The organism is Paenimyroides ummariense, assembly GCF_900115115.1.
GTDB lineage: Bacteria > Bacteroidota > Bacteroidia > Flavobacteriales > Flavobacteriaceae > Flavobacterium > Flavobacterium ummariense.
In genome coordinates, this window is sequence record NZ_FOVI01000004.1 from 13,186 (window position 1) to 35,867 (window position 22,682).

The window sequence follows — 22,682 nt, forward strand, 5'->3', positions numbered from 1 at the left end:
CTATTTTTGTAATACTTTAATCTAAATACAACTCTTTACTAAAAATATGGCAAAGTTTGAATTAAAATTACCTAAAATGGGTGAAAGCGTTGCAGAGGCAACCATTACAAATTGGGTAAAAAATGTTGGAGATACTGTTGAACAAGACGAAACAATTGTTGAAGTAGCTACCGATAAAGTTGATAGTGAAGTACCTACCGAAGTTAGTGGGAAAATTATTGAAATTTTATTTCAGAAAGATGATGTTGTTCAGGTAGGGCAAACCATTGCTATTATTGAAACAGAAGGCGGTGATGCTGCACAACCAAGTGCTGCACCTGCAAAAGAAGAAGTTTCGGTTGAAAAAGTAGAGAAAACAGTAACACAGGCACAAGAAACTGTTGAAGCTGCCGATTTTAATGCATCGGAAAAATTTTTCTCGCCTTTAGTTAAGAATATTGCAAAAGAAGAAGGTATTTCTATTGCCGAATTAGAAGCAATTAACGGAACAGGAAAAGATGGTAGAATTACCAAAACAGATATATTAGATTACGTTAAAAACAGAGGTTCGCAACCAGCGGCAGCTCCGGTTCAACAAACATCTGCTCCAGCTCCGGCTCAAACTTCACAGCCAGTTGCAAGTAAAGCGGCTCCGGTTTCTGTAAACGGACAAGACGAGATTGTAGAAATGGATCGTATGCGTAAAATGATTGCGCACCACATGGTTCAATCAGTTCAAACATCGGCTCACGTTCAGTCGTTCATCGAAGTTGATGTTACAAACATCGTAAACTGGAGAAACAAAACTAAAAATGCTTTTGAGAAGAGAGAAGGAGAGAAGCTTACTTTTACGCCGATCTTTATGGAAGCAGTTGCAAAAGCCTTGAAAGATTTTCCAATGATGAATATTTCGGTTGATGGTGACTACATCATTAAACGTAAAAATATTAATTTAGGAATGGCAGCGGCTTTACCAAACGGAAATTTAATTGTTCCTGTAATTAAAAATGCAGACCAATTGAATTTAGTTGGAATGGCAAAAGCGGTTAACGATTTAGCAGACCGTGCAAGAAAAGGTAAATTAAAACCAGACGATACACAAGGCGGAACGTACACCGTTACAAACGTTGGTACATTTGGTTCTGTTTTTGGTACACCAATCATCAGTCAGCCACAAGTAGGTATTTTAGCGTTGGGAGCTATTAGAAAAGTTCCTGCAGTTATTGAAACTCCTGAAGGCGATTTCATTGGTATCCGTCAAAAAATGTTCTTATCGCATTCTTATGACCACCGCGTTGTTGATGGTTCATTAGGCGGACAGTTTGTTCAAAGAGTAGCACAATATTTAGAATCTTTTGATCCTAACAGAGATATTTAAAAAGTAAAAATCCCGAAGTGAAAACCTCGGGATTTTTCGTTTAATAAATTAAGTGTTTTTAAAATTTATAAAAACCGTTGGTTCCTATACCGCCGGCAAATTCTTTAACAACGCTACCGTCTTCTTTATAAATAACAATTTTAGAATTATCTACAAAGCCATTTGCATCAGAAGTAAAAATAGTTCCGTTAATTACATTAAATCCGTAGAATACAGAAAAATCTGCTCCTTGGGCAACATCAAACAATTTTGTACCTGCAGCAGTTAAAGAGTTACTCATTTTATAAACTCCGGTTCCAGCTGTATAATAAAGGTTCGATCCTTCTGCAACAATATTGCGCGCAATAGGCTGATCTAAAACTTTTGTTGCTGTAATACTTGTGTTATTTACCACAGAAACACTTGTTGTAGTTGCGTTAGCACTCAACGCATATACAAATTGTCCGTTAGTAGAAATTCCGCTAATAGCCTTATCAAAAGCAATATCAACAGTATTGGTGTCGTTTGCAGGATTAATCACTTCAATCGCCATTCCTCCACTATAAAAACCATTAGCAGTATAAATATAGTCACCAACAACAACGATATTTTCAGACGTATGGTTTAACTCAATTTCTTTTATAAAAGCAAAAGTTTCGGCATTATAAACATTTACCGATGCTTTATTTAAACTGGTAACATACAATTTGTTGTTTTTAACAACGGCATATCTCGGCGAACTTAAACCTTGGGTAATCGTGTAAACCGATTTAAATGTTTTCTTGTTAACCACTTCAATCGTGTTTGAATTATTCACAACAATGTAAACATACTTATCTGTAACAACCATTGATTGCGAAACATCGCCTAACGCACGACCGTTTGTTGTTGTAAAAATATCGTTTGTTATTGTTGTTAAACCGTTATTAATGTATGACGTTGATGCGTTTCCTTTTGTAAAATTTCCTTCGTTTGATACAAAAATACCGTCTAAATATTTTTCGTCAGGATTTACAGGAACTGTGTTGTCATCAGAATTACTACAGCTGTATAAAAGTGTTACAGCAAACATTGGAGCTAAAATTTTTTTCATTTTAAAACTTTTTAATTAATTGTATATGATAATTTCTGCCAGGCATCACGCGTTCTGGCATGTTTGTATAAACCGTATTGGCAGCATTTTTTATTTTTAGGTTGATGATAAACGGATTTTTCTTGAATTTAATTTTTTGCTGAATATCAATATCAACTATTCCATAAGCATCTAAAGCACTTGCTTTATCATTTGATGCAGTTGTAAAAATTTCGTCCACATATAAGAATGATGGTACAATGCTGAAATTTTTATAACCGTAAAAAAGTTGCACATTAAACTTATGCAAAGGTGTATAAGTAAGCTGTTTTTCTGTTTTTTTGTCGATGGATCTGGTATAACCGTAATTTGAATTAAACTGAACCAAATGATTATTCCATTGTTTTTTCAGGTTCAAAAATACGTCGGCACCATAAATAGTAACTTCATCAACATTGTTAGCTTCCCAAAAACCGGCGTTCGTAGGAATCCATCGAATCATGTTTGTAATTGATGTATAATAAGTTGATATATTAAAAGTTACTGATTTATATTTGAAGTTATGGTTTATATCGAACTGATGACTTGTTTCGGGTTTTAAATTTAAATTTCCGCCCTGTTGCCAGTACAAATCGTTGAAAGTTGGTATGCGGTAATTTTTAGATGAATTTACTTTTAACTGATACAATTCGGTGTTGTAATAAAGTCCTGCCGAAAACAAAAACGGATTTTCGTAATCTTTTGCCATTTCATTTTTTGCACCCACTTCAATTCCTAACCGATTGGTAAAATCATAATTTCCTAAAACACTTACAGCAAAAATTTCTTGTGTTGAAAATGGCAAACCCGAACCTTGCCCTTCGCCAGTTGTTTTTTGATACTCTAAAAATCCTGACAATTTAAAATTCTGTAGAACGTTGTAAAAACTTTCGTTCTTAAAATATAAAGTGTTTGCTTTTCCGCCCGATTTACTATTAGTAGGCAACTGATCAAAATAAGAATATGATTCTTTGATGTTTGCTGCGTAAAACGTGTTTAAAAACCGATTGGTTTTATAGTGCCATTTTAACAGATTTCGATTGTAGTTATTCTGATATTTTGTCTTGGTCTGATATGGTGTTTGCAATGCAAAATGACGGTCATCATTATAGCTTGACGAGTAAAATTCAATCGTATTTTTGGTGTTTACTTTGTAGGCAAGTTCCGCACCAAAATCGGTATTGAAAAACTGACCGTTTATGTTTTTACGATTTTTTCCGATCCATTCATAATCATTATCGCTTTTATTATAACCAAAATGTGCATTCACCGCAAATTTATCAAACCCTGTCGAAATTTTATAATGAATTCCCTGCGTATTAAAACTGCCATAATTCAATTGAATTTCATTTTCGGTAATCTTGTTAAATTGCAATTGGTTGTTCAAATGTATTGTTCCGCCAATAGCACTGCTTCCGTACAAAACGCTTCCGCCACCTGGTTTTACAACAATATTATCGTAACTTTTAAAAGCTGTAGAATTAAAATCGGTCTGACCTAAAAGTGCCGAATTGATCTTAATTCCATTCCATAAAACACTGGTCTGTTGCGATGTTGTTCCTCGAAAAGACGGCGAACTTACCATTCCGTAACCGTTTTCCTTAAAATATAGTGTAGTGTTTTTCTGAAGAAAATCAGTAAATGTGCCAACGCTGTTTTCAACCAAAGAATCGTTTAAAACAATGGAATTCTGTGATTTAGACTGATTAGAAATTTTACTTTTTTCAATAATAAGTTCGTCTAATTCAATAGAAGAATTACTCTGCGAATACGCAATGTAGCTAAAAGTTGAAAAAAATAAAGAATAAACGATCGCTTTGTTCATTTGTTTAACCTTTTCTCCGAAGGCGAAATCAATTAGTAATCATTAGGCAGGTCTCCTGGCTTGCTTCTTGTTTTTGCCTTCCCAAAAAAATTCAGTGGCGTAGTTAAAAACAAAAGTTCGTTACAAACAAAGCTTACAGTTGCGGGAACAGCATAGGAATTAAAAAAATCGCACCTATTTCCCTATTAATGCAAAAAATTGCAACCTAATATCTGGCAAAAGTACTCTATTTTATCAATATTGCAAATTAAAGTTTGTAATACAAGTTCTACAAAAAAATAGTATTATTTAAATTATCTTTAAAATTATGAATAGAACCACAATGAAAACACTTTTAAATGTGATTTTTGTTTTATTGACGATAAATTCTTTTTCGCAGAAAATTGATTTTGAAACAGAGAAAAAAATCATCAGAGAAACTTTAAGTCAGTATTTAGATACAAGTCCAAATTCGGTTGCAAGTTATATCAAAGGAAAAAAAGGATATGAAATGTTGCAGTTTGCCTATAAAATGGGAATTGTAAAGGAAGAAGATTCTATTAAAAAGCAAGAACTTGTTCATATTTTAGTAGATAGTTTGGATTATATTTCCAACAGTATTTCGGCAGAATTAAAAAATAGAAAAATTCGAGTGAAAATAAGCGATACACTTTATGCTTATCAGTACAAACCATTAAACAACGATCTTCGAAAAAATGCAGATTGGGATGACAATTATAATAATTTGCTTGATGATTTTAAGTATAATAATATGGCACGGTTGGATACGATTATTGGCGAAGAATACATCGATTTAATTAAAAGGCAGATACATTATAAAGGCACTGACAAATTATTTTCGGTTAAAGAATTAGATAATTCGTACTATAAGTTTACAGCAGAAAATGATTCGTGTAATGACGAATATTGTTTTAAGGCAGAAAAAGTTTATCGCACCGTATTCAACGATTCTTTTACAAAAGGTTGCTATTTGTTTTCGTTTAAATGTAGAGACAATCAAATTTGCCGGAATTTTATTTTTATACGAAAAGAACAAAATCAGTGGATTTATGTAGATGATTATCCGTCTTGGATTGTTGATTAATGGTAAATTGATAGTGCTCAAAATCGGGTGCCTTTGTGCAGCAAGGCTTGCCTAACAGAAAAGGCAGAAGAGTTTTATCAAAATCTTTGCAGAATTCATATACAAGACAAAAATATCGCTAATTTTAGAGTAGTTAATCATGAATTTTATAATTAAAAATTTGATTTTTAGCAACTTAAATTTAACTATATTATTTGTGATTGACTAATTTTTTGAAAATTATTAATCAAACTAAGGTTTATAGATAAAATATGAAATTAATTGTAATCAAAATAGAAAATGGAGTAAAACGTATTAACAATCAAAATGTTGATGAAGTTATTAAGGGATTAAACCCAAATTTTATAGATGTAAAAGAAATTAAGAGGATTTTTGAAGAAATTAATTCAGAAGAGGATTTAATTGATGAGTTAAAGAAAATATCTAATAAAAGGACGCTCTCAACAATTTTAAGATATATCGTACACATAGGAAATTTATCGATTTATCACGCAAATTTAATATTAGATAAAGTATTAATTTGAAATATTGTTATAAATCATTAAAACTTAAAAAACGCTTCCCCGCTACGCAAAGTCTCCCGACTTTGAGTAATAACTTTATAAACTAAGAATAGAAAAATAATTCAAATCGGGTCAGTAGCAAAGCAAATCTAATTCAGAGTATCAAGAAACCTTACTAAAATCGGCAATAATTAAACAGAAACTTCGAAAATACTTTTTGTTAAACTATCTTTGCGCAACTAAAAGTGCAAAAATGAATCTATCAAAATACGTATTGCTAACGGTTTTTATAGCTTTTGTAAGCTGTAAAAAAACAACTGAAACTACAACTGCAAAAGTTGAAAACAGCATTGAATTCGCCAACGGATTAGAAATACACAATTACAACGATTTTGTTGTAATGAAGGTTACCAAACCTTGGCCAAATGCCACTAAAACGTTTACGTACGTTTGTGCAAAATCTAACAAAAACCTGCCAGACAGTTTGGCAAAATATACTTTTATACAAACGCCGGTTAAAAACTTGGTAGCAACATCAACCACACATATTTCTTCGATTGTAGCTTTAAATGAAACCGACAAATTGGTTGGTTTTCCCAATTTAGATTACATTTCATCTGCCGATGTTCGACAAAAAATCGATGCCGAAAAAGTAAAAGAATTGTCTGATAAACACAGTTTGAATTTCGAAAAAACGGTCGATCTGCAACCACAATTAATCGTCGGATTGAGTATGGACAGTGAAACGGCGAAATTCAATCAGTTCGAAAAAGCTGGAATTCCCGTTTTATATAATGCCGATTGGGTGGAAACATCGCCTTTGGGAAAAGCAGAATGGGTAAAGTTTTTCGGCGTTTTGTTTGATCAGCAGCAAAAAGCCAACGAATATTTTAATAATATAGTTACAGAATACAACAACGCCAAAAAATTAGTTGGCAATGTAACGAATCGACCAACCGTTTTGAGCGGAGCCATTTTTCAGGATGTTTGGTACGTTCCGCAAGGCGAAAGCTGGATGGCTGCCTTTATAAAAGATGCCGGAGGAAATTATTTGTGGAGTGATTCAAAAGGTACAGGAAGTTTGTCGTTATCGTTTGAAGCTGTTTTTGAAAAAGCAATGAACGGCGATGTTTGGATTGGTCCGGGCGAATTTACAACGTTCGATCAAATGGTGGCAGCCAACAAGCATTATGGCAAATTTGCAGCGTTTCAAAACAAAAAAATCTATTCGTATTCTATCAAAAAAGGACCAACAGGCGGCTTGATTTTTTATGAAGATGCTCCTAATCGTCCGGATCTGGTTTTGAAAGATTTAATTTCGATCCTTCATCCAAATGTTTTACCAAACTACAAACCAGCATTTATTGAAGCCTTAAAATAATGTTTGCAAAATATTCCAAATATCATTTACTTTTTCTTGTATTGCTTGTAATTGCAGGGGTTTTAAACCTTGTAATTGGATCGGTACGAATTCCTGTGACCGATGTTTTGGAAATTGTAAGCGGTAATTTTTCAGGAAAAGCAAGTTGGGAATATATTGTTTTAGAATACAGATTGCCTAAACTGGTAATTGCCTGTATTGTTGGTGCAGCACTTTCAATTGCCGGAATGATGATGCAAACGCTTTTTCAAAATCCAATGGCAGAACCTTATATTTTAGGTGTAAGTTCTGGTGCAAGTTTAGGGGTGGCAATCTGTATTTTAGGAAAAAGTCTGTTTTCACTAACACTGCAAAATTATCTTACTGGTAACCTTACCATTATTCTTTTTGCTTTAGGCGGAAGTATTTTGGTAATGTTTATTATTTTAGGAATATCGCAACGCATAAAACAAATAGCTACGCTGTTAATTGTGGGGTTGATGTTCAGTAGTTTTACGAGTGCTTTTGTGAATGTTCTGGCTTATTTTTCAACCGCTGAAGAATTAAAGAAATTTACTTTTTGGAATTTAGGCAGTTTAGGAAACATTTCGTGGCAGCAGATTTCTTTTATTGTCCCTATTTTATGTGCAGCCTTGGCAGGATCTTTCTTACTGAACAAATCTTTAAACACGCTTTTAATGGGCGAAGGCTATGCCAGAAGCATGGGATTAAACATTAAAAAGACCAAGTTTTTAATCATCTTGGTAACCTGTATGTTGGTTGCGGTTTGTACCGCTTTTGTAGGACCAATTGCATTTATAGGATTGGCAGTTCCGCATATTACACGAATTATTTATAAAACCACCAATCATTTTCATTTGTTCACAGGCAACATCATTATCGGAGCGTTAATTTTAATTACGTGCGATATTATATGTCAGTTACCCGGTGAACAGTTTGTGTTGCCGATAAATGCTGTAACTTCGATATTAGGTGCACCTTTGGTAATTTATTTAATTTTGAGAAACAGATAAACATAAAAAAAGCAAGTATTTACTTGCTTTTTTGTTCTTTTAAAACCAATACGGGAACATCGGCATGATACGATAATTGTTTACTTAAACTGGTTGTAAAAATCTTTTCGAAAAAGTTTAAATGGCGTTTCACAATGCACATAACATCAATTAACTGATCATCTATAAAAAAGAAAACACTTTCGTCTAATTTTTCATTCAAAACGGTATGAAATGTAACATTTTCATCGTTAAATTCTTCTTTCCAACTGTTTAAAACTTGCATAGCATCTGGGTTTTCTTTACGTAAAACATGCAACACTTTTACATCGGCATTTAAAGATTGTGCAATCTTAATTATCTGATGCAATCCAGGTTTATCACTATCGCGAAGCATTGTTGCAAATCCAAAATTGTTCAAGCGTTTAAATTCAGCTTTTCGTGGAACGCTTAAAATCGGAATATCAACATTTTCCATTACATGAACGGTGTTCGATCCGAGTAATTTCTTCTCAAATCCGGAATTTCCATTTGTTCCCATCACAATAAAATCGATATTTTCATCGCGAATAATTTTGTGAAGAATCGAAAGCATAATTCCTTCCTCAAAAATAAAAGTCAGTTTAATATCGCCACAATTGTGATCCTCAGCAATACTCCTCAATTTAGGAACTTGTTTCTTATAATTTTCGAAATTATTCAGTTCAATAGAATTATATACGTTCTGAATCAGTTCTGGCTGTCCGGCAGAAGTCGTAGAAATAACAGGCATTTCGTAGGTATTCAAAACATAAATTTCAGCATCAATACTTTTGGCAAGTTTTAATGCGTAAACCAGTGCATTATTTGCGGTTTCTGAAAAATCGGTTGGGAAAAGAATCTTTTTCATAATATTAGGCTGTTGGTTTGTTGCTATTAAATTACGAAAAATTAAATGATTGTAAAAAAATATGGACTTTTTTTTCAAACACAGCTACTTTTAAAATTAGCAGGATTTATAAAGTTGGCGTAAATTTGTGTTTCAATTTTTAGTTTATGATTTTAAGCGAAACAATAGTAGCACTAGCTTCGGCATCGGGCGCAGGTGCTGTAGCATTAATCCGCGTTTCAGGACCACAAGCAATTGATTTGGTTGCTGATGTTTTTCAGCCTGTAAAAAATAAAGATTTGCGCAAACAGAAAACGCATACGCTGCATTTGGGTTTTATTAAAGACGATGAAAAAATCATTGACCAGGTACTGGTATCGCTTTTTAAAGGGAATAATTCTTATACAGGTGAACCTACTGTTGAAATTTCGTGCCACGGATCTACTTTTATCCAACAACAAATCATACAACTTTTATTGAGAAAAGGTTGCAGAATGGCAACTGCCGGCGAATTTACCATGCGATCGTTTTTAAATGGAAAAATGGATCTTTCGCAAGCCGAAGCCGTTGCCGATTTAATTGCATCAGACAACGAAGCATCGCACCAAATAGCTATGCAGCAAATGCGCGGTGGTTTCAGTAACGAAATTGCTAAACTGCGTGAAGAACTTTTGAATTTTGCTTCTCTGATTGAATTGGAATTGGATTTTTCTGAAGAAGATGTGGAGTTTGCCGATCGTACTGCATTTCGAGATCTTGTAAACAGAATTCAGTTTGTTTTAAAACGATTGATAGATTCGTTTGCGGTAGGAAACGTGATTAAAAATGGTATTCCGGTAGCGATTGTGGGCGAACCAAATGTCGGAAAATCGACCCTTTTAAACGCTTTGTTGAACGAAGAACGTGCCATAGTTTCAGACATTGCCGGAACTACTCGTGATACAATTGAAGATGAATTGGTTATTGATGGTATTGGATTTCGATTTATTGATACTGCCGGCATTCGCGAAACAAAAGATGTGGTAGAAAGTATCGGAATCCAAAAAACGTTTGAAAAGATTGAACAATCTCAAGTCATTTTATACTTGTTTGAAAGTTTAAAGTTTAAAGTTCAAAGTTCGGAATACATCATAGAAATTGAAAAGATCAAAAATCAATTTCCACTGAAACCTTTAGTTGTAGTTATAAACAAAATAGATTTACTTTCTGAAACGGAGATATTAAATATCAAAAAACAACTTGAAACGTTAAATGTAAAACTTGAAACCATATCTGCAAAAAATAAAGAAGGAATTGATACCTTGAAAAAACAGCTGATTAGTTTTGTAAATACTGGTGCACTTCGCAATAACGAAACCATTGTAACCAATACGCGTCATTATGATTCGCTAATAAAGGCTTTAGAGGAAATTCAGAAAGTACAATACGGTTTAGATACAAATATTTCAGCCGATTTAATGGCAATTGATATTCGCCAGGCATTATATTATTTTGGTGAAATTACTGGTCAAGTAACAAACGATGAATTGTTAGGAAATATTTTTGCTAATTTTTGTATCGGAAAGTAATCTTTAAATTTTATGATTTAAATTTAAATAAAACCTTGCTACTTAAATTTAGTTTACTATTTTCATACAATTATGAAAGTAACTTTAAAACATAAATGATCAACCACTACGTTGTTTTAGAAATTCCGAATTTTTCAGATCAGACGGTTATAAAAAAGGCATACCGAAAGTTGTCTAAAAAATACCATCCCGATGTGAACAAAGATCCGTTTGCGAATTCGTATTTTTTAAAAATAAACGAAGCGTACGATTTTTTAATAGACGAAAACAAGCGTTTGTTATTGCATCAGTTTTTATATTTTCATGAAGTTTCTAAAGCAACAAACAATAATCATCAAACTCAATATCAAGATAAGTACACACAAAATCCACAACAAAATTCGGTTCAAGTAGAACCTGTTATCCATTTTTTTTCTGCCGATAAAAAACAATTTGTTTTAAACGATCATATTTTACTGCAATGGAATGTGAGCCATTGCAAATCAGTCAATATAAATGTTTTTGGAGCTGTTTCTTTTTCTGGCACGCATTATTTAAAAATTGATCATTTTGCAGAAGAAATCTTTGTTTTAATGACCGTTGTTGGTTTAAACGATAAAGAATACAAGTATCAAATCAAGTTACAATACAGCAATAAAAATCCTGCTAAAAAAGCTTTTCAAAAGATAAAATCTCAATATCCTGATGCTGATGAAATCCATTTTAAAAAGGAAACTTTTTTTGGTTTACATGCTCGAATAAATAAAAACGAGTTTAAAAACCGAATGATTCTTTTAGGGTCGTTATTTTTTATTTTAACCACTTTATTTTTCACAATTGCTGCAAATACACTGGTTTTCTTAATACTACTTTTGCTTTTTTGGATTATTTTTAGTCAGTGTTACAAACGCATGCACGATACCACAAAGTATAAAAACAAAGTCGGGTTATTGCTAATTCCTTTTTATAATTTATTGATAGTTAGTGAATTATTTGTTTTAGATAGTGAATCGGATGTTAATGAATTTGGAATGGTTCCTCAAAAATCGACCAATAGTTTTAAAAACTGGATTGTAAACGGATTGAAACTTTTAAACCAACAGTTAACGCTTTTACATAAAATTTCTATGGGTAGTTTTTTACTTTTAGTTGTTTTAGTACTCTTCAAAAGCATCAACACCTATCAAGAAACTCCGGTAAATCTTACATCATATTACATTGAAACAGCCAGACCAACCACAAACGGAAGTGTAAACAGAGATTATTTCTTGGTTTTTAACGATAAGATTTCTGTAAATGTATCCGAAAATTATTTTAACGAAATTGTTTACCGACAAAAATTCGATACCTACAAAATCGCTTTAAATAACAATAATGTAGAATACATCCGATTGATCGATTCTAAAAACAACAATACCGAACGGTTGAATTTTGGTGTGCTGCAAAGCAATAATCCGTTGCTATTAATTACTTTTTTGCTGTTTTTAAGTCAGTTGTATGTTTGGCGGAATCTTAAAGCAGCTGCCGAATTAAAGTTTGCCAACGGATACATGGTTTTTGTTACAATTGTTTATCTGTACGGCATTTTTGTGGCACTATTTTAAATTTTTCGCTATATTTATGGTACTTACAAAATTCTAATTAAATTTTAATTACCGTTGATTCGGTAAATTTTATTTTTGCAAATTATAGCTAAAACAATGAGTACCATATTAATAATTGAAGATGAACAGCACGTTGCCGACTTGATTAAGCAGAGTTTGGAAGAAGAAGGTTATAATGTGCTGCATGCTGCCGATGGGTTGAAGGGAATTGAATTAATAAAATCCGAAAATATTCAGTTGGTAATATTAGATATTTTATTGCCAAAAATGAACGGCTTGGAAGTTTGCAGACAAATTCGTAATGATGGTTATACCGATCTTCCTGTATTGATTTTAACGGCTTTGGGCAGTGCAGAGAATATTGTTTTAGGATTTGATACTGGTGCCGATGATTATTTGGCAAAACCTTTTAAGTTGATTGAATTGAAAGCCCGAATTAAAAATCTTTTAAGACGAAGCGAGTTTTTTGATGCAAACGGAACGGTGATTAATGATATTTATAAATTTGCCGATTTAGAACTGAACGATTACACTAAAAAAGTTACTCGTAATAACAATGAAATCTCGTTAACATCTACGGAATACCGATTGTTGTTAGAGTTTATGAAAAATCCTACAAAGGTTTTAAATCGGGGTGATTTATTAGATAACGTTTGGGGAATTAATTTTGACAATGGTACCAACGTGGTTGATGTTTATGTTAATTATCTGCGTAAAAAACTAGATAAATTCGGCGATAAAAAATTAATTCATACTGTTACCGGTATGGGATATGTTTTAAAAAACGACGCATGAAAACATATAGCAAAACCGTACTAACCATTGTATCAATTTTTGTTGTTTACACCTTAATTTTTACAGGATACATTTATTATTCGTTTTCTAATTTTGCTTTCGAAGATTTCTACAAACGATTAGATTTAAGAGCGGGAACCATTGCAACAATGAAATTGGGCGAACCTGAAGAATCATTAAAAGTTAAGGAAACGTATGAGAATTTTTTAGAAAATCTGCCTAAACAGAAATATTATATTTTTCCTGTTGAAAATAATCAGATTGTAGGCGAAATTCCGCAAGAAGTTCCTTCAAAAGTGGTTCGGAATACTTTAAAAAGCAAAGCGTTTAATTATAATGATGCCGATTTATTCTACAGCGGATTAATTTATGAAGATGCCGAAAAGGAAAAATATGTTGTGGTGGTTTCGGCAGAAAATTACTTTTACAGCCATCACATTATTTACCTTCGAAATTTATTGATTACATCGTTACTTTTTTCGCTACTGCTAATTTTTGTGATTTCTCATTTCGTGTTGCGAACCTTGATACGACCTGTAAAATCGATCATAAAAGATGTAAATAAAATTGGGTCAGAAAATTTACACCTTCGGTTGGAAGTTTCCGATGCAAAACATAAAGATCCAATCAGCGAACTAAAATATACCTTTAATGATATGTTGAATCGCATTGAAACTTCGTTTGAAACCCAGAAGAATTTCATTAGCAACGCATCACACGAATTAAACACGCCATTAACATCAATAATAGGTGAGGCTGACCTTATTCTTTCTAAAGAGCGATCTATTCCCGAATACGAAAAAGCACTGACAAATATTTTGTTGGAAGCCGAAAAATTAGAGGAAAAAACCAAAGCACTGCTTTTCTTAGCTCGAACCGGTTATACCGAAAATACCAAACGTTTTGATAAAGTACGTGTTGATGAATTGTTGATGGAAGTTCAGCAAAATCTTTCAAGAGTAAATAAAAACCTTAAAATTAAAATGGATTTTAGCTTGCTACCCGAAAGTCCAGAAAAATTAAAGATTAAAGGAAACTCACAATTGCTACACCTGGCAATTTCAAACATTATATCAAATGCCAGCAAATATTCAGACAATAACGAGGTTTATCTGGCATTGGGCGCTACCGAGCAATCTGTTGTAATCATTATTAAAGACAAAGGTATCGGTATTCCGGAATCGGAAATGCCTTATATTTTCGATCCTTATTTCAGAGCATCAAATACCTTTAATTATGAAGGTTACGGTATTGGCTTGCCTCTAAGTCGAAACATTATTAAAATGCACAATGGCGAGTTGCTGATAAAATCTGTCGAAAAAAGCGGTACAACCGTACAAATTATTTTGCCAACCGGAAACTACAAATTGTAATTTTAATCAAATTCTAATAACTGGCTTATTTTCTAATAACTTTATAATTTCATTCTAAAATCCTTCTAATACTGTTGGTCGTAATTTTGTTTTAAACATTATGTGAATTATGAGCGCAGTAAAAAAAGTATTGATTCCTACCGATTTCAATGTTAAATCGTTAAATGTATTGTTAGAATTTTTAAGAAGAAACCCTAACGACCAATTCGAAGTTATTTTGGCGCATGGTTATGATATGTCTTATTCTTTCAGAGATCTATTGTTTTATTCTGAATACAAAATTCTTAAAAAAATACAATCCGAAGAGTTTCGTGAATCGTGTAAATTAATCGAAAACACGTATCAGTCTAAAATTACAAAATTAAAATTCAGCATTTTAACCGGCAGCACCAAGCGCTATGTTAAAAATTATGTTGAAGCTAATAATATTGATTGTATTGTTTGCTGTAACGATTACAAAATGAAGTTTAAATCAAGAGACAGTTTCAACTTACTGCCTTATTTAAAAGCCACAAAAGTTGAAATAATTAATATTGAAAACACACAGAATGTCGTATCAGAGTTGGAACATTCAGAACAACTTGCCGATATCTTTTTATCAAGCGTAGAACAATGAAAAAAATAGGACCATTTGCATATAGTTTAATTTTAGTAGTACTGATTTGTTGTGGAACAGTACTAATTAAGGGCGACAGCCCCGAAGAATTAATTGTGGGGAAATGGGAAGAAGTTGACTGGAATTTTGAACGAATTAATGTAGATTCTACTGAGGTAAACGGCAATTTATTGGCTTACCAGAAAAATGAACTTTACAACAATATGATCATTCATCAGGGAGAAGAGTGGGAGTTTTGTCCGAAGAAAGAGCTGACTTTAACACCGAAAGATCATTCTGAAGAAAAAAAGATCAAATGGTATTTAAAAGGTCGTGGTAATATTTTAGAATTAAGATATGGCGATAATGTAGTAGAAAGCTATCAGGTTCACAAATTAACCAAAGATACCATGGTTATTTATTACAATTTTGATTTGCAGATGAGGGGAAGCGTTAAAATTACCTTTAAAAAAGTAGAAGAACAAGATTATGCTCAGAAAATATAGTACACACAGAACACATGACGATAATTTAAAATTAGGCGCACTTACTGCTTTTTCGGCAGGAATGGTCAATGTTATATCTGTAATTGTGTTTTTTGCTTTTACATCAAACGTTACTGGGCATTATGCCGTTTTTGCACAAGAACTTGCTAAAGGAAACTGGTTTCAGGCAGCAATTGTTATTCTGTGGATTATGTTGTTCTTTTTCGGAAGTTTTACATCAAACTTTGTCATTATTCACGGTAACAATTATATAGGTAGATATTTATCGCATGCCATTCCTATAATTTTAGAAATTATCTGTTTGCTTGTTGTTGGAATTTATTTGCAAGGATTTTATACCGAAAGTTTACAGGAAACCGAATTTTTAGTGGGATTATTATTGTTTGCAATGGGACTTCAAAACGGATTAACCGCAAGCATTTCTAATTCGGCAGTAAAAACAACCCATTTAACAGGTTTAACGACTGATTTGGCTATTGCACTTTCAATGATGACAAAAAAGCATTACAGAAAAGACGAAAAGGTAGTAGAAAAAATACAGCTTTTAAGTTCAATTATGTTTTTTTATGTGTTGGGCGGCGTAATTACAGGCGTGCTTTACAACACTATTCAAAACTATACGTTTTATATTGTTTGCTTTTTCTTAACCATTATTATTTTTTATGATTATTACAAACTGACTATTTTGAAATACAACCATAAAAAGTTTTTCAGTTTAAGGCAAGAAGAAGTAAAAGAAAGTAAAAGCAATGTTCACCAAGAACAAAATAACCGCATAACAGAAAAAAATACCTGTTATTAAAATTGAATCTTTAATTTTTCATATAATTAATTTACTTGTAAGAAGAAACGCCAAGGCTTGAGAAACCTTGGCGTTTTGTGTTTTTACTAGATTGAATATTTGGTATAATCTTCTGATATTATTACAATGTATAGCTGCAAGTTTAATTTGTTTTTTTTGTTTCTATAAAGTAAGCAACGGTTTCTATACCTGCGTTTTTGATGTAGTGATTTGAGGTTTTACTTTGGCGGATGTTATAATTGCATTTGCTGATGCAATAAATATAACTGCGGGTGAAATAAATGTAACTACTATTGCTATAAATACAACTGCGGGTACTATAAATACAACTGCGGGTGCAATAAGTAGAATTACGGATACTATAAATATGATACTTCGATACTTCGACAGGATCAGTAACCGAAGATCAGTAACTGATTCAGCATGACATTGACGAGTGAAAATTAAAACTCGCTAAAATTTCTAATGTAAGGATCTTACTTTCTTATTAAAGTTCGATCTGTATTTACCGTATTAAATTTCTTTTTAAAAGGAATCATGTAACTAACCGTATAACCAAAACCAACACCGATATTCCCACTGAATTTTTGTCCGAAACCTGGGTAATAAAGATTTTCAAATCCTTCTGGTTGCGTTTGGTAAATCAATCCTTTTAGCCGGGCATTCATACCAACATACAAATTATTGGCAACTTCTACCTTAATTCCTACAACCAATTCCAACCAATGAGCCATTAAACCTGTCGATTTTAATTCGGGATACTGCATTTCTTCATCAAAATAAGCATTTCCGGTGTTAACGCGGTAACTGTGCAAGGTTTGGTTGTGGTAACTTAATCCGTAACGTCCACCAACATAGATTAAATTATCCATATCTAACCAGTTTTGATGAAAGTTTCTTTCGGCACCCAACTTTAAAAACATTCCAGTGGTTGTAAAAGAAAGCTGGTCGTCTTCTTTAAACTTGTCTTCAAAACCGGCTTCGGCAGCCAGGTACCATTTTTTATTGTAACGGTAATCGGCATTAAATTCCAAACCCTTATAATCTTTATCCCAAAAATTGCGCGAAGCCTTAACCACATCAATACCAATACGTAAACCGTAAACATCGGGATATATCTTTGGTAAGGAATCTTGTGCAAACAAGTTGGTAGTACAAGCTAAAAATGCACTAATAATAAAACTGAAGGTGCGCATTGTCGGTATTTGTAAGTTCGTTTGTAAGTCTGTTCATGCTTCGTATCCAGGTAGCGTCAGAAACACTTGTTGTTTTAACGGCATTAAATTCGTGAAAAATTGTCTTGTAACCACACGCTTTAGAAACATACAAAGCTTCGGGTGTATAAGTAAATCGTAACTGATCTGTTTTGTGAATGGTATCATTATTACTTCCGGTAGGTTGGTAAAGTACCAAATTCCAAGTTGTCTCAGTGGTATTTATCTGCAAAGGAAGTTCGATTGTTGATGTACTTCTAAAAATCAGTGTATCGTTAAAACCTTCGGCAATTGCGGCAATTTTTACGGCAGATTTTCGAATTTCAGGATCTAAACGATCAAATAAACCAATTATAACGTTTGGCGTTTCCGATTCGCTACCCGAACAAATATCGTCTTTTTCACATGCCGATAAACCTAATGCAAGCAAGCCTACAAACCAAATTTTTCTCATACATTTTTTAATAGACCGTAAAAATACAAAATCATTTTGTAAAAAAAGAGCAGCCGTTAAGCCACTCTTGTATATTTTATCTTTTTTCTAACAAAACCACATTTTCAACGTGATGCGTTTGCGGAAACATATCAACCGGTCGTACGCGAACCACTTTATACATTTCGTCCATTAAAGCTAAATCTCTAGCTTGGGTTGCCGAATTACAACTCACATAAACCACACGTTTCGGAGCAATTTTTAAAATTTGTGCCACAACATCTTTGTGCATTCCATCGCGAGGCGGATCGGTAATAATCACATCAGGCTGACCATGTTGTTCGATAAATTCATCGTTAAAAACATTTTTCATATCGCCCACAAAAAACTCGCAATTAGTAATATTGTTGCGTTCGGCATTCACTTTTGCATCAGCAATTGCTTCTGGAACAGCTTCAACACCAATTACTCTTTTTGCATTTTTCGATACAAACTGTGCAATGGTTCCGGTACCCGTATATAAATCGTAAACCAGTTCATTGCCTGTTAAACCTGCAAAATCTCTGGTAATACTGTATAATTCGTATGCTTGATCTGAATTGGTTTGATAGAACGATTTTGCATTAATACTGAATTTCAATCCTTCCATTTCTTCCAAAATATAATCGCGACCATGGTAGCAAATTACGTTTTGATCGTAAATAGTATCGTTCAATTTACTGTTGATCACATATTGAAGCGATGTAATTTCTGGAAAACGATTCTTTAAGAACTCTAATAATAATTCACGTTTCTTTTTATCTTCTTTAAAAAACTGAATCAATACCATTATTTCTCCGGTTGATGCTGTTCTGATCATTAACGTTCGCAACAAACCGGTATTTTCGCGCGGATTGAAAAATTCCAGACCGTTTTCATTTGCGAAATCACGAATTTCATTACGAAGAGCGTTTGAAGGATCTTGCTGCAAATAACATTTTTTAATGTCTAAAATTTTATCCCACATTTTCGGGATATGAAAACCAAGTGCATTTTCTTTACCTAATTCTTCGCCCGATTTAATTTCATCATCTGTTAACCAACGCGCGTTAGAAAAAGAAAATTCCATTTTATTGCGGTAGAAAAATTGTTCTTTCGATCCTAAAATAGGTTCAAATTGCGGTAATTCAATCTTACCGATTCGCTTTAAATTATTTTCAACTTCCTGATGTTTGTATCCCAGCTGAAATTCGTAACCCATGTTCTGCCACTTACAACCGCCGCAAGCACCAAAATGCTGACAAACAGGTTCAACGCGTTGTGTAGATAATTTGTGGAAAGCAACTGCTTTACCTTCAAAATAAGCCTTACGTTTTTTAAAGGTTTGAACATCTACCACATCACCCGGAACAACATTCGGAATAAAAATTATTTTACCATCGGGAGCTTTTGCTACCGAAACGCCTTTTGCGCCTGCATCAAGGACTTCTACGTTTTCGAATACGATTTTATCGGTTTTTTTTCTTGCCATGGTGCAAAAATAATATAATGTTCGCAGAAATTTCTGCACCAACCGTTATTTAGATTGTTTATAAAATTAACCCTTTATATTTTTAGAAAGATTCTATTTTTAGTACCTTGCACCTTTGGATGATTTCTCTCCGTTAAGAAGGAATGGCTTATTTTAAAATTTATAAACTAATAATAATGAGTAGTTTATTAACAAGTAACGATGCAATTGCATTAGAAGAAAAATACGGAGCGCATAATTACCACCCGCTTCCGGTAGTACTTACAAAAGGTGAAGGCGTTTATGTTTGGGATGTTGAAGGTAAAAAATACTACGATTTTTTGTCGGCATATTCAGCAGTAAACCAAGGACATTGTCATCCTAAATTGGTTGAAGCGTTAACAAATCAGGCACAACAGCTTACACTTACTTCACGTGCATTTTATAACGATAAATTAGGCGTTTACGAAGAAAAAATCACCAAATTGTTTGGTTTTGATAAAGTTTTGCCGATGAATTCTGGCGCAGAAGCTGTGGAAACAGCTATTAAACTGACAAGAAAATGGGCTTACGAAGTAAAAAAGATTAAAGAAGAAGAAGCTGTAATTGTTGTTTGCGAAAATAATTTCCACGGACGTACAACTACCATTATTTCATTCTCGAATGATCAGGAAGCCCGTAAAAACTACGGTCCTTATACCGAAGGTTTTGTGCGTATTCCTTATAATAATATCGATGCTTTAAAAGATGTTATCACCAACAAAAATGTTGCAGGATTTTTAGTAGAACCTATTCAGGGTGAAGCTGGAGTTTACGTTCCTGACAACGGATATTTATCGGCAGCATTTGAATTGTGTAAGCAAAATAATGTGTTGTTTATTGCAGATGAAGTTCAAACAGGAATTGCACGTACAGGTAAAATGTTAGCGGTTGATCATGAAAATATCAAACCCGATGTTTTAATTTTAGGAAAAGCATTATCTGGAGGAATGTATCCGGTTTCGGCTGTTTTGGCAGATGATAAAATAATGAATGTAATTAAACCTGGACAACACGGATCTACTTTTGGAGGAAATCCTTTGGCAGCAGCGGTTGCAATGGCAGCTTTAGATATAGTTCTTGACGAAAAATTGGCTGAAAATGCTGAAAGATTAGGAGCAATGTTCAGAGAAAAACTAACTGATTATATTACAACATCGAACATTTGTTCTTTGGTACGCGGAAAAGGATTGTTAAACGCTATTTTAATTAATGATACTGAAGATAGCGATACCGCTTGGAATATTTGTTTACGTTTACGCGACAACGGATTACTTGCAAAACCAACACACGGAAACATTATTCGTTTTGCACCACCATTGGTTATGAACGAAGAGCAATTGTTAGATTGTGTTAGAATTATTACAGAAACTTTAAAAGAGTTTGAAAAATAAAAAAAGAGGCGAAAGCCTCTTTTACTATTTCTTAATCAATCCCAATTCAATTAAACGTTCGGTTAAAAATTCACCTGCGGTTATATCGTCATAAAGTTTAGGGTTTTCTTCTGAAACACAATTATCTAAACAATTTAAAGGCATTTCGCTTATCGGATGCATAAAAAACGGAATAGAAAAACGCGATGTTCCCCATAATTCTCTCGGTGGATTAACTACTTGGTGTATCGTAGATTTCAATTTATTGTTGGTGTGTCTTGATAACATATCGCCTACATTAATAACCAATTCGTCATCGGCAGCAATAGCATCAATCCATTCCCCTTTGTTATTTTGTACTTGCAAACCTTTACCTTGAGCGCCCATTAAAAGCGTAATCAGGTTAATATCGCCATGAGCAGCTGCACGCACCGCATCTTTTGGTTCATTAAGAATAGGAGGGTAGTGAATTGGTCGTAGAATGGAATTTCCATTTTTTACATAATCGTCAAAATAAAATTCATTTAAACCCAAGTACAAAGCCAATGCTCTTAAAACGTAAACGCCGGTTTTTTCGAGCATTTTATAGGTTTCTTTTCCTGTTGAATTAAATTCAGGAAGTTCATCAACTGTTACGTTCTTAGGATATTCGTTTGCCAGTTTGTCGTTGTTTTCAACATACTGGCCAAAATGCCAAAACTCTTTTAAATCGCCGGTTGTTCGTCCTTTTGCAGATTCTTTTCCAAACGAAACATATCCGCGTTGCCCACCAATTCCGGGAATTTCATATTTTTCTTTAACCTCTAAAGGTAAATTAAAGAAGTTGCGAACCTGCTGATACAGTTTTTCAACTAATTCATCACTTAAAAAGTGTCCTTTTAATGCTACGAAACCAATTTCTTCGTAAGCTTTACCGATTTCATTTACAAATTTTTGTTTGCGTACCGGATCATCCGATAGGAAATCACGCAAGTCAACACTAGGTATATTTTGCATTATTAAAACTTTAAATTCAAATTTACGTATTTATGAATAAAGTTTTTTAAAAAGAAGTTAAGCGATTGTTTTTTTGTAAGCCATTGAAACAATTTGAGCAATACTTTCTTTTATGCGAATTTTACCGTCTACAGTATTTAGATCGATCCCGCAAAAAAGGCTTCCGTTAGTTTTTCCGTGAAGAACCAGATAGTAAATTCCGGCGACCAAAATGGCTAAAATACCACGAATATCAATATCTGAATTTTGAAACTGCGGATCAATAATTTTAAATATTTCTTCACCAATCAATTCTCGTTCGTCTGATAAATGTCGTAAGAAGTCCTTTTTTTCACTGATTCCCCAAAGCATAATACGTTGCAGAATTTCATCATCTAACAAAGATTGAAATTGAAATTGAAACAGACCACTCATGTATTCTTCTTTAATTCCATCTTTAAAGGTAAGTATGTTGTTAATGGAATCTGCAGCTTTGTATTTCCAGAAATCGCGTTGTGCAATATACTCTTCCACCAAATTATCCAAACTACCAAAATACGTCCAAACTAAACTTTTATCAATACCCGCTTCTTTAGCAATTGCAGATGCATTTAAACCGGTATAACCCTTTTTTAAAAGAACTTTACCTACGGCTTGTACCATTTTAACTTTCGTACGCTCTTTGTCTCGCAACTTTCCAGAGGTTCGTTTACGACTTTTAGATTCATCTTCCATAACATTCATTATAATGTAAAACAAAATTAAAAAAAAACTGACTCATATTTTCTATAAGTCAGTCTTTCTCTATAACAACATCCTAAATGAAAGTCAATTAAA

General features: G+C 33.3%; 21 protein-coding genes and 1 riboswitch. Of the genes, 13 read left to right on the forward strand and 8 right to left on the reverse strand.

Going from position 1 to position 22,682, the window contains the following annotated elements:
* Window positions 1-46 precede the first annotated feature (46 nt).
* Window positions 47-1,357 carry a dihydrolipoamide acetyltransferase family protein gene (locus BM253_RS03970; protein ID WP_091519508.1) on the forward strand — a complete coding sequence of 437 codons (1,311 nt, stop codon included), beginning with the start codon at window positions 47-49 and terminating at the stop codon, window positions 1,355-1,357.
* 58 nt (window positions 1,358-1,415) lie between these two features.
* Here BM253_RS03970 and BM253_RS03975 read toward each other — a convergent pair whose 3' ends face one another.
* Entirely contained in the window at window positions 1,416-2,429 is a 1,014-nt protein-coding gene (locus BM253_RS03975; RefSeq protein ID WP_091519512.1) for a YncE family protein, read from the reverse strand.
* 1 nt (window position 2,430) lies between these two features.
* On the reverse strand, window positions 2,431-4,272 hold the full coding sequence (locus tag BM253_RS03980; RefSeq protein WP_091519515.1) for a TonB-dependent receptor plug domain-containing protein: 1,842 nt from the start codon (window positions 4,270-4,272) through the stop codon (window positions 2,431-2,433).
* Window positions 4,273-4,300: 28 nt separating this feature from the next.
* Window positions 4,301-4,496: riboswitch (cobalamin riboswitch) on the reverse strand.
* 83 nt (window positions 4,497-4,579) lie between these two features.
* Here BM253_RS03980 and BM253_RS03985 point away from each other — a divergent pair.
* The 4 genes from BM253_RS03985 (at window position 4,580) to BM253_RS04000 (ending at window position 8,253) form a co-directional block, all read left to right on the forward strand.
* Complete coding sequence (locus BM253_RS03985) at window positions 4,580-5,356, forward strand: hypothetical protein (protein ID WP_143095580.1); 777 nt, start codon at window positions 4,580-4,582, stop codon at window positions 5,354-5,356.
* A 251-nt stretch (window positions 5,357-5,607) separates the two neighbouring features.
* Window positions 5,608-5,880: a hypothetical protein gene (locus tag BM253_RS03990; protein ID WP_091519520.1), complete on the forward strand. Its 273-nt coding sequence runs from the start codon at window positions 5,608-5,610 to the stop codon at window positions 5,878-5,880.
* A 232-nt stretch (window positions 5,881-6,112) separates the two neighbouring features.
* The gene (locus BM253_RS03995; protein WP_091519524.1) at window positions 6,113-7,240 is read left to right on the forward strand and encodes an ABC transporter substrate-binding protein; all 1,128 of its coding nucleotides are present in this window, start codon (window positions 6,113-6,115) and stop codon (window positions 7,238-7,240) included.
* Window positions 7,240-8,253: an iron ABC transporter permease gene (locus tag BM253_RS04000; protein ID WP_091519526.1), complete on the forward strand. Its 1,014-nt coding sequence runs from the start codon at window positions 7,240-7,242 to the stop codon at window positions 8,251-8,253. The genes BM253_RS03995 and BM253_RS04000 overlap by 1 nt, the downstream gene beginning before the upstream one ends.
* A 19-nt stretch (window positions 8,254-8,272) precedes the next feature.
* Here the strand turns inward: BM253_RS04000 and BM253_RS04005 are convergent, their stop codons facing one another.
* Window positions 8,273-9,121: a universal stress protein gene (locus BM253_RS04005; protein WP_091520083.1), complete on the reverse strand. Its 849-nt coding sequence runs from the start codon at window positions 9,119-9,121 to the stop codon at window positions 8,273-8,275.
* A gap of 146 nt (window positions 9,122-9,267) precedes the next feature.
* On the opposite strand from BM253_RS04005, the gene mnmE reads away from it, so the two are divergent.
* From mnmE to BM253_RS04040, 7 genes are all read left to right on the forward strand, one after another.
* A complete protein-coding gene (gene mnmE, locus BM253_RS04010; protein WP_091519529.1) occupies window positions 9,268-10,668 on the forward strand; it encodes a tRNA uridine-5-carboxymethylaminomethyl(34) synthesis GTPase MnmE in 1,401 nt (466 codons plus the stop codon).
* A 95-nt stretch (window positions 10,669-10,763) separates the two neighbouring features.
* Window positions 10,764-12,251: a DnaJ domain-containing protein gene (locus BM253_RS04015; protein WP_091519532.1), complete on the forward strand. Its 1,488-nt coding sequence runs from the start codon at window positions 10,764-10,766 to the stop codon at window positions 12,249-12,251.
* 96 nt (window positions 12,252-12,347) lie between these two features.
* Complete coding sequence (locus BM253_RS04020; RefSeq protein ID WP_091519537.1) at window positions 12,348-13,046, forward strand: response regulator transcription factor; 699 nt, start codon at window positions 12,348-12,350, stop codon at window positions 13,044-13,046.
* Entirely contained in the window at window positions 13,043-14,419 is a 1,377-nt protein-coding gene (locus tag BM253_RS04025) for a HAMP domain-containing sensor histidine kinase (protein WP_091519541.1), read from the forward strand. The genes BM253_RS04020 and BM253_RS04025 overlap by 4 nt, the downstream gene beginning before the upstream one ends.
* A gap of 109 nt (window positions 14,420-14,528) precedes the next feature.
* Entirely contained in the window at window positions 14,529-15,035 is a 507-nt protein-coding gene (locus tag BM253_RS04030) for an adenine nucleotide alpha hydrolase family protein (protein WP_091519544.1), read from the forward strand.
* On the forward strand, window positions 15,032-15,520 hold the full coding sequence (locus BM253_RS04035; protein ID WP_091519548.1) for a hypothetical protein: 489 nt from the start codon (window positions 15,032-15,034) through the stop codon (window positions 15,518-15,520). Before BM253_RS04030 ends, BM253_RS04035 begins: the two co-directional genes overlap by 4 nt.
* Window positions 15,504-16,322 (forward strand): YoaK family protein, encoded by an 819-nt coding sequence (locus tag BM253_RS04040; RefSeq protein ID WP_091519552.1) that lies wholly within the window; start codon window positions 15,504-15,506, stop codon window positions 16,320-16,322. The genes BM253_RS04035 and BM253_RS04040 overlap by 17 nt, the downstream gene beginning before the upstream one ends.
* Before the next feature lie 476 nt (window positions 16,323-16,798).
* Here the strand turns inward: BM253_RS04040 and BM253_RS04050 are convergent, their stop codons facing one another.
* From BM253_RS04050 to rlmD, 3 genes are all read right to left on the reverse strand, one after another.
* A complete protein-coding gene (locus BM253_RS04050) occupies window positions 16,799-17,518 on the reverse strand; it encodes a DUF6048 family protein (RefSeq protein ID WP_091519557.1) in 720 nt (239 codons plus the stop codon).
* The gene (locus BM253_RS04055) at window positions 17,493-17,990 is read right to left on the reverse strand and encodes a DUF6452 family protein (protein ID WP_091519559.1); all 498 of its coding nucleotides are present in this window, start codon (window positions 17,988-17,990) and stop codon (window positions 17,493-17,495) included. The genes BM253_RS04050 and BM253_RS04055 overlap by 26 nt, the downstream gene beginning before the upstream one ends.
* 76 nt (window positions 17,991-18,066) lie before the next feature.
* Complete coding sequence (gene rlmD / locus BM253_RS04060) at window positions 18,067-19,479, reverse strand: 23S rRNA (uracil(1939)-C(5))-methyltransferase RlmD (protein ID WP_091519561.1); 1,413 nt, start codon at window positions 19,477-19,479, stop codon at window positions 18,067-18,069.
* 176 nt (window positions 19,480-19,655) lie between these two features.
* Here rlmD and rocD point away from each other — a divergent pair, with 176 nt between their 5' ends.
* Window positions 19,656-20,891, forward strand: a complete 1,236-nt coding sequence (gene rocD, locus BM253_RS04065; protein WP_091520086.1) for an ornithine--oxo-acid transaminase — start codon at window positions 19,656-19,658, stop codon at window positions 20,889-20,891.
* Window positions 20,892-20,915: 24 nt separating this feature from the next.
* Here the strand turns inward: rocD and BM253_RS04070 are convergent, their stop codons facing one another.
* Entirely contained in the window at window positions 20,916-21,866 is a 951-nt protein-coding gene (locus tag BM253_RS04070) for an isopenicillin N synthase family dioxygenase (protein ID WP_091519562.1), read from the reverse strand.
* A gap of 57 nt (window positions 21,867-21,923) precedes the next feature.
* Window positions 21,924-22,580: a TetR/AcrR family transcriptional regulator gene (locus tag BM253_RS04075; protein WP_245758443.1), complete on the reverse strand. Its 657-nt coding sequence runs from the start codon at window positions 22,578-22,580 to the stop codon at window positions 21,924-21,926.
* Window positions 22,581-22,682 lie beyond the last annotated feature (102 nt).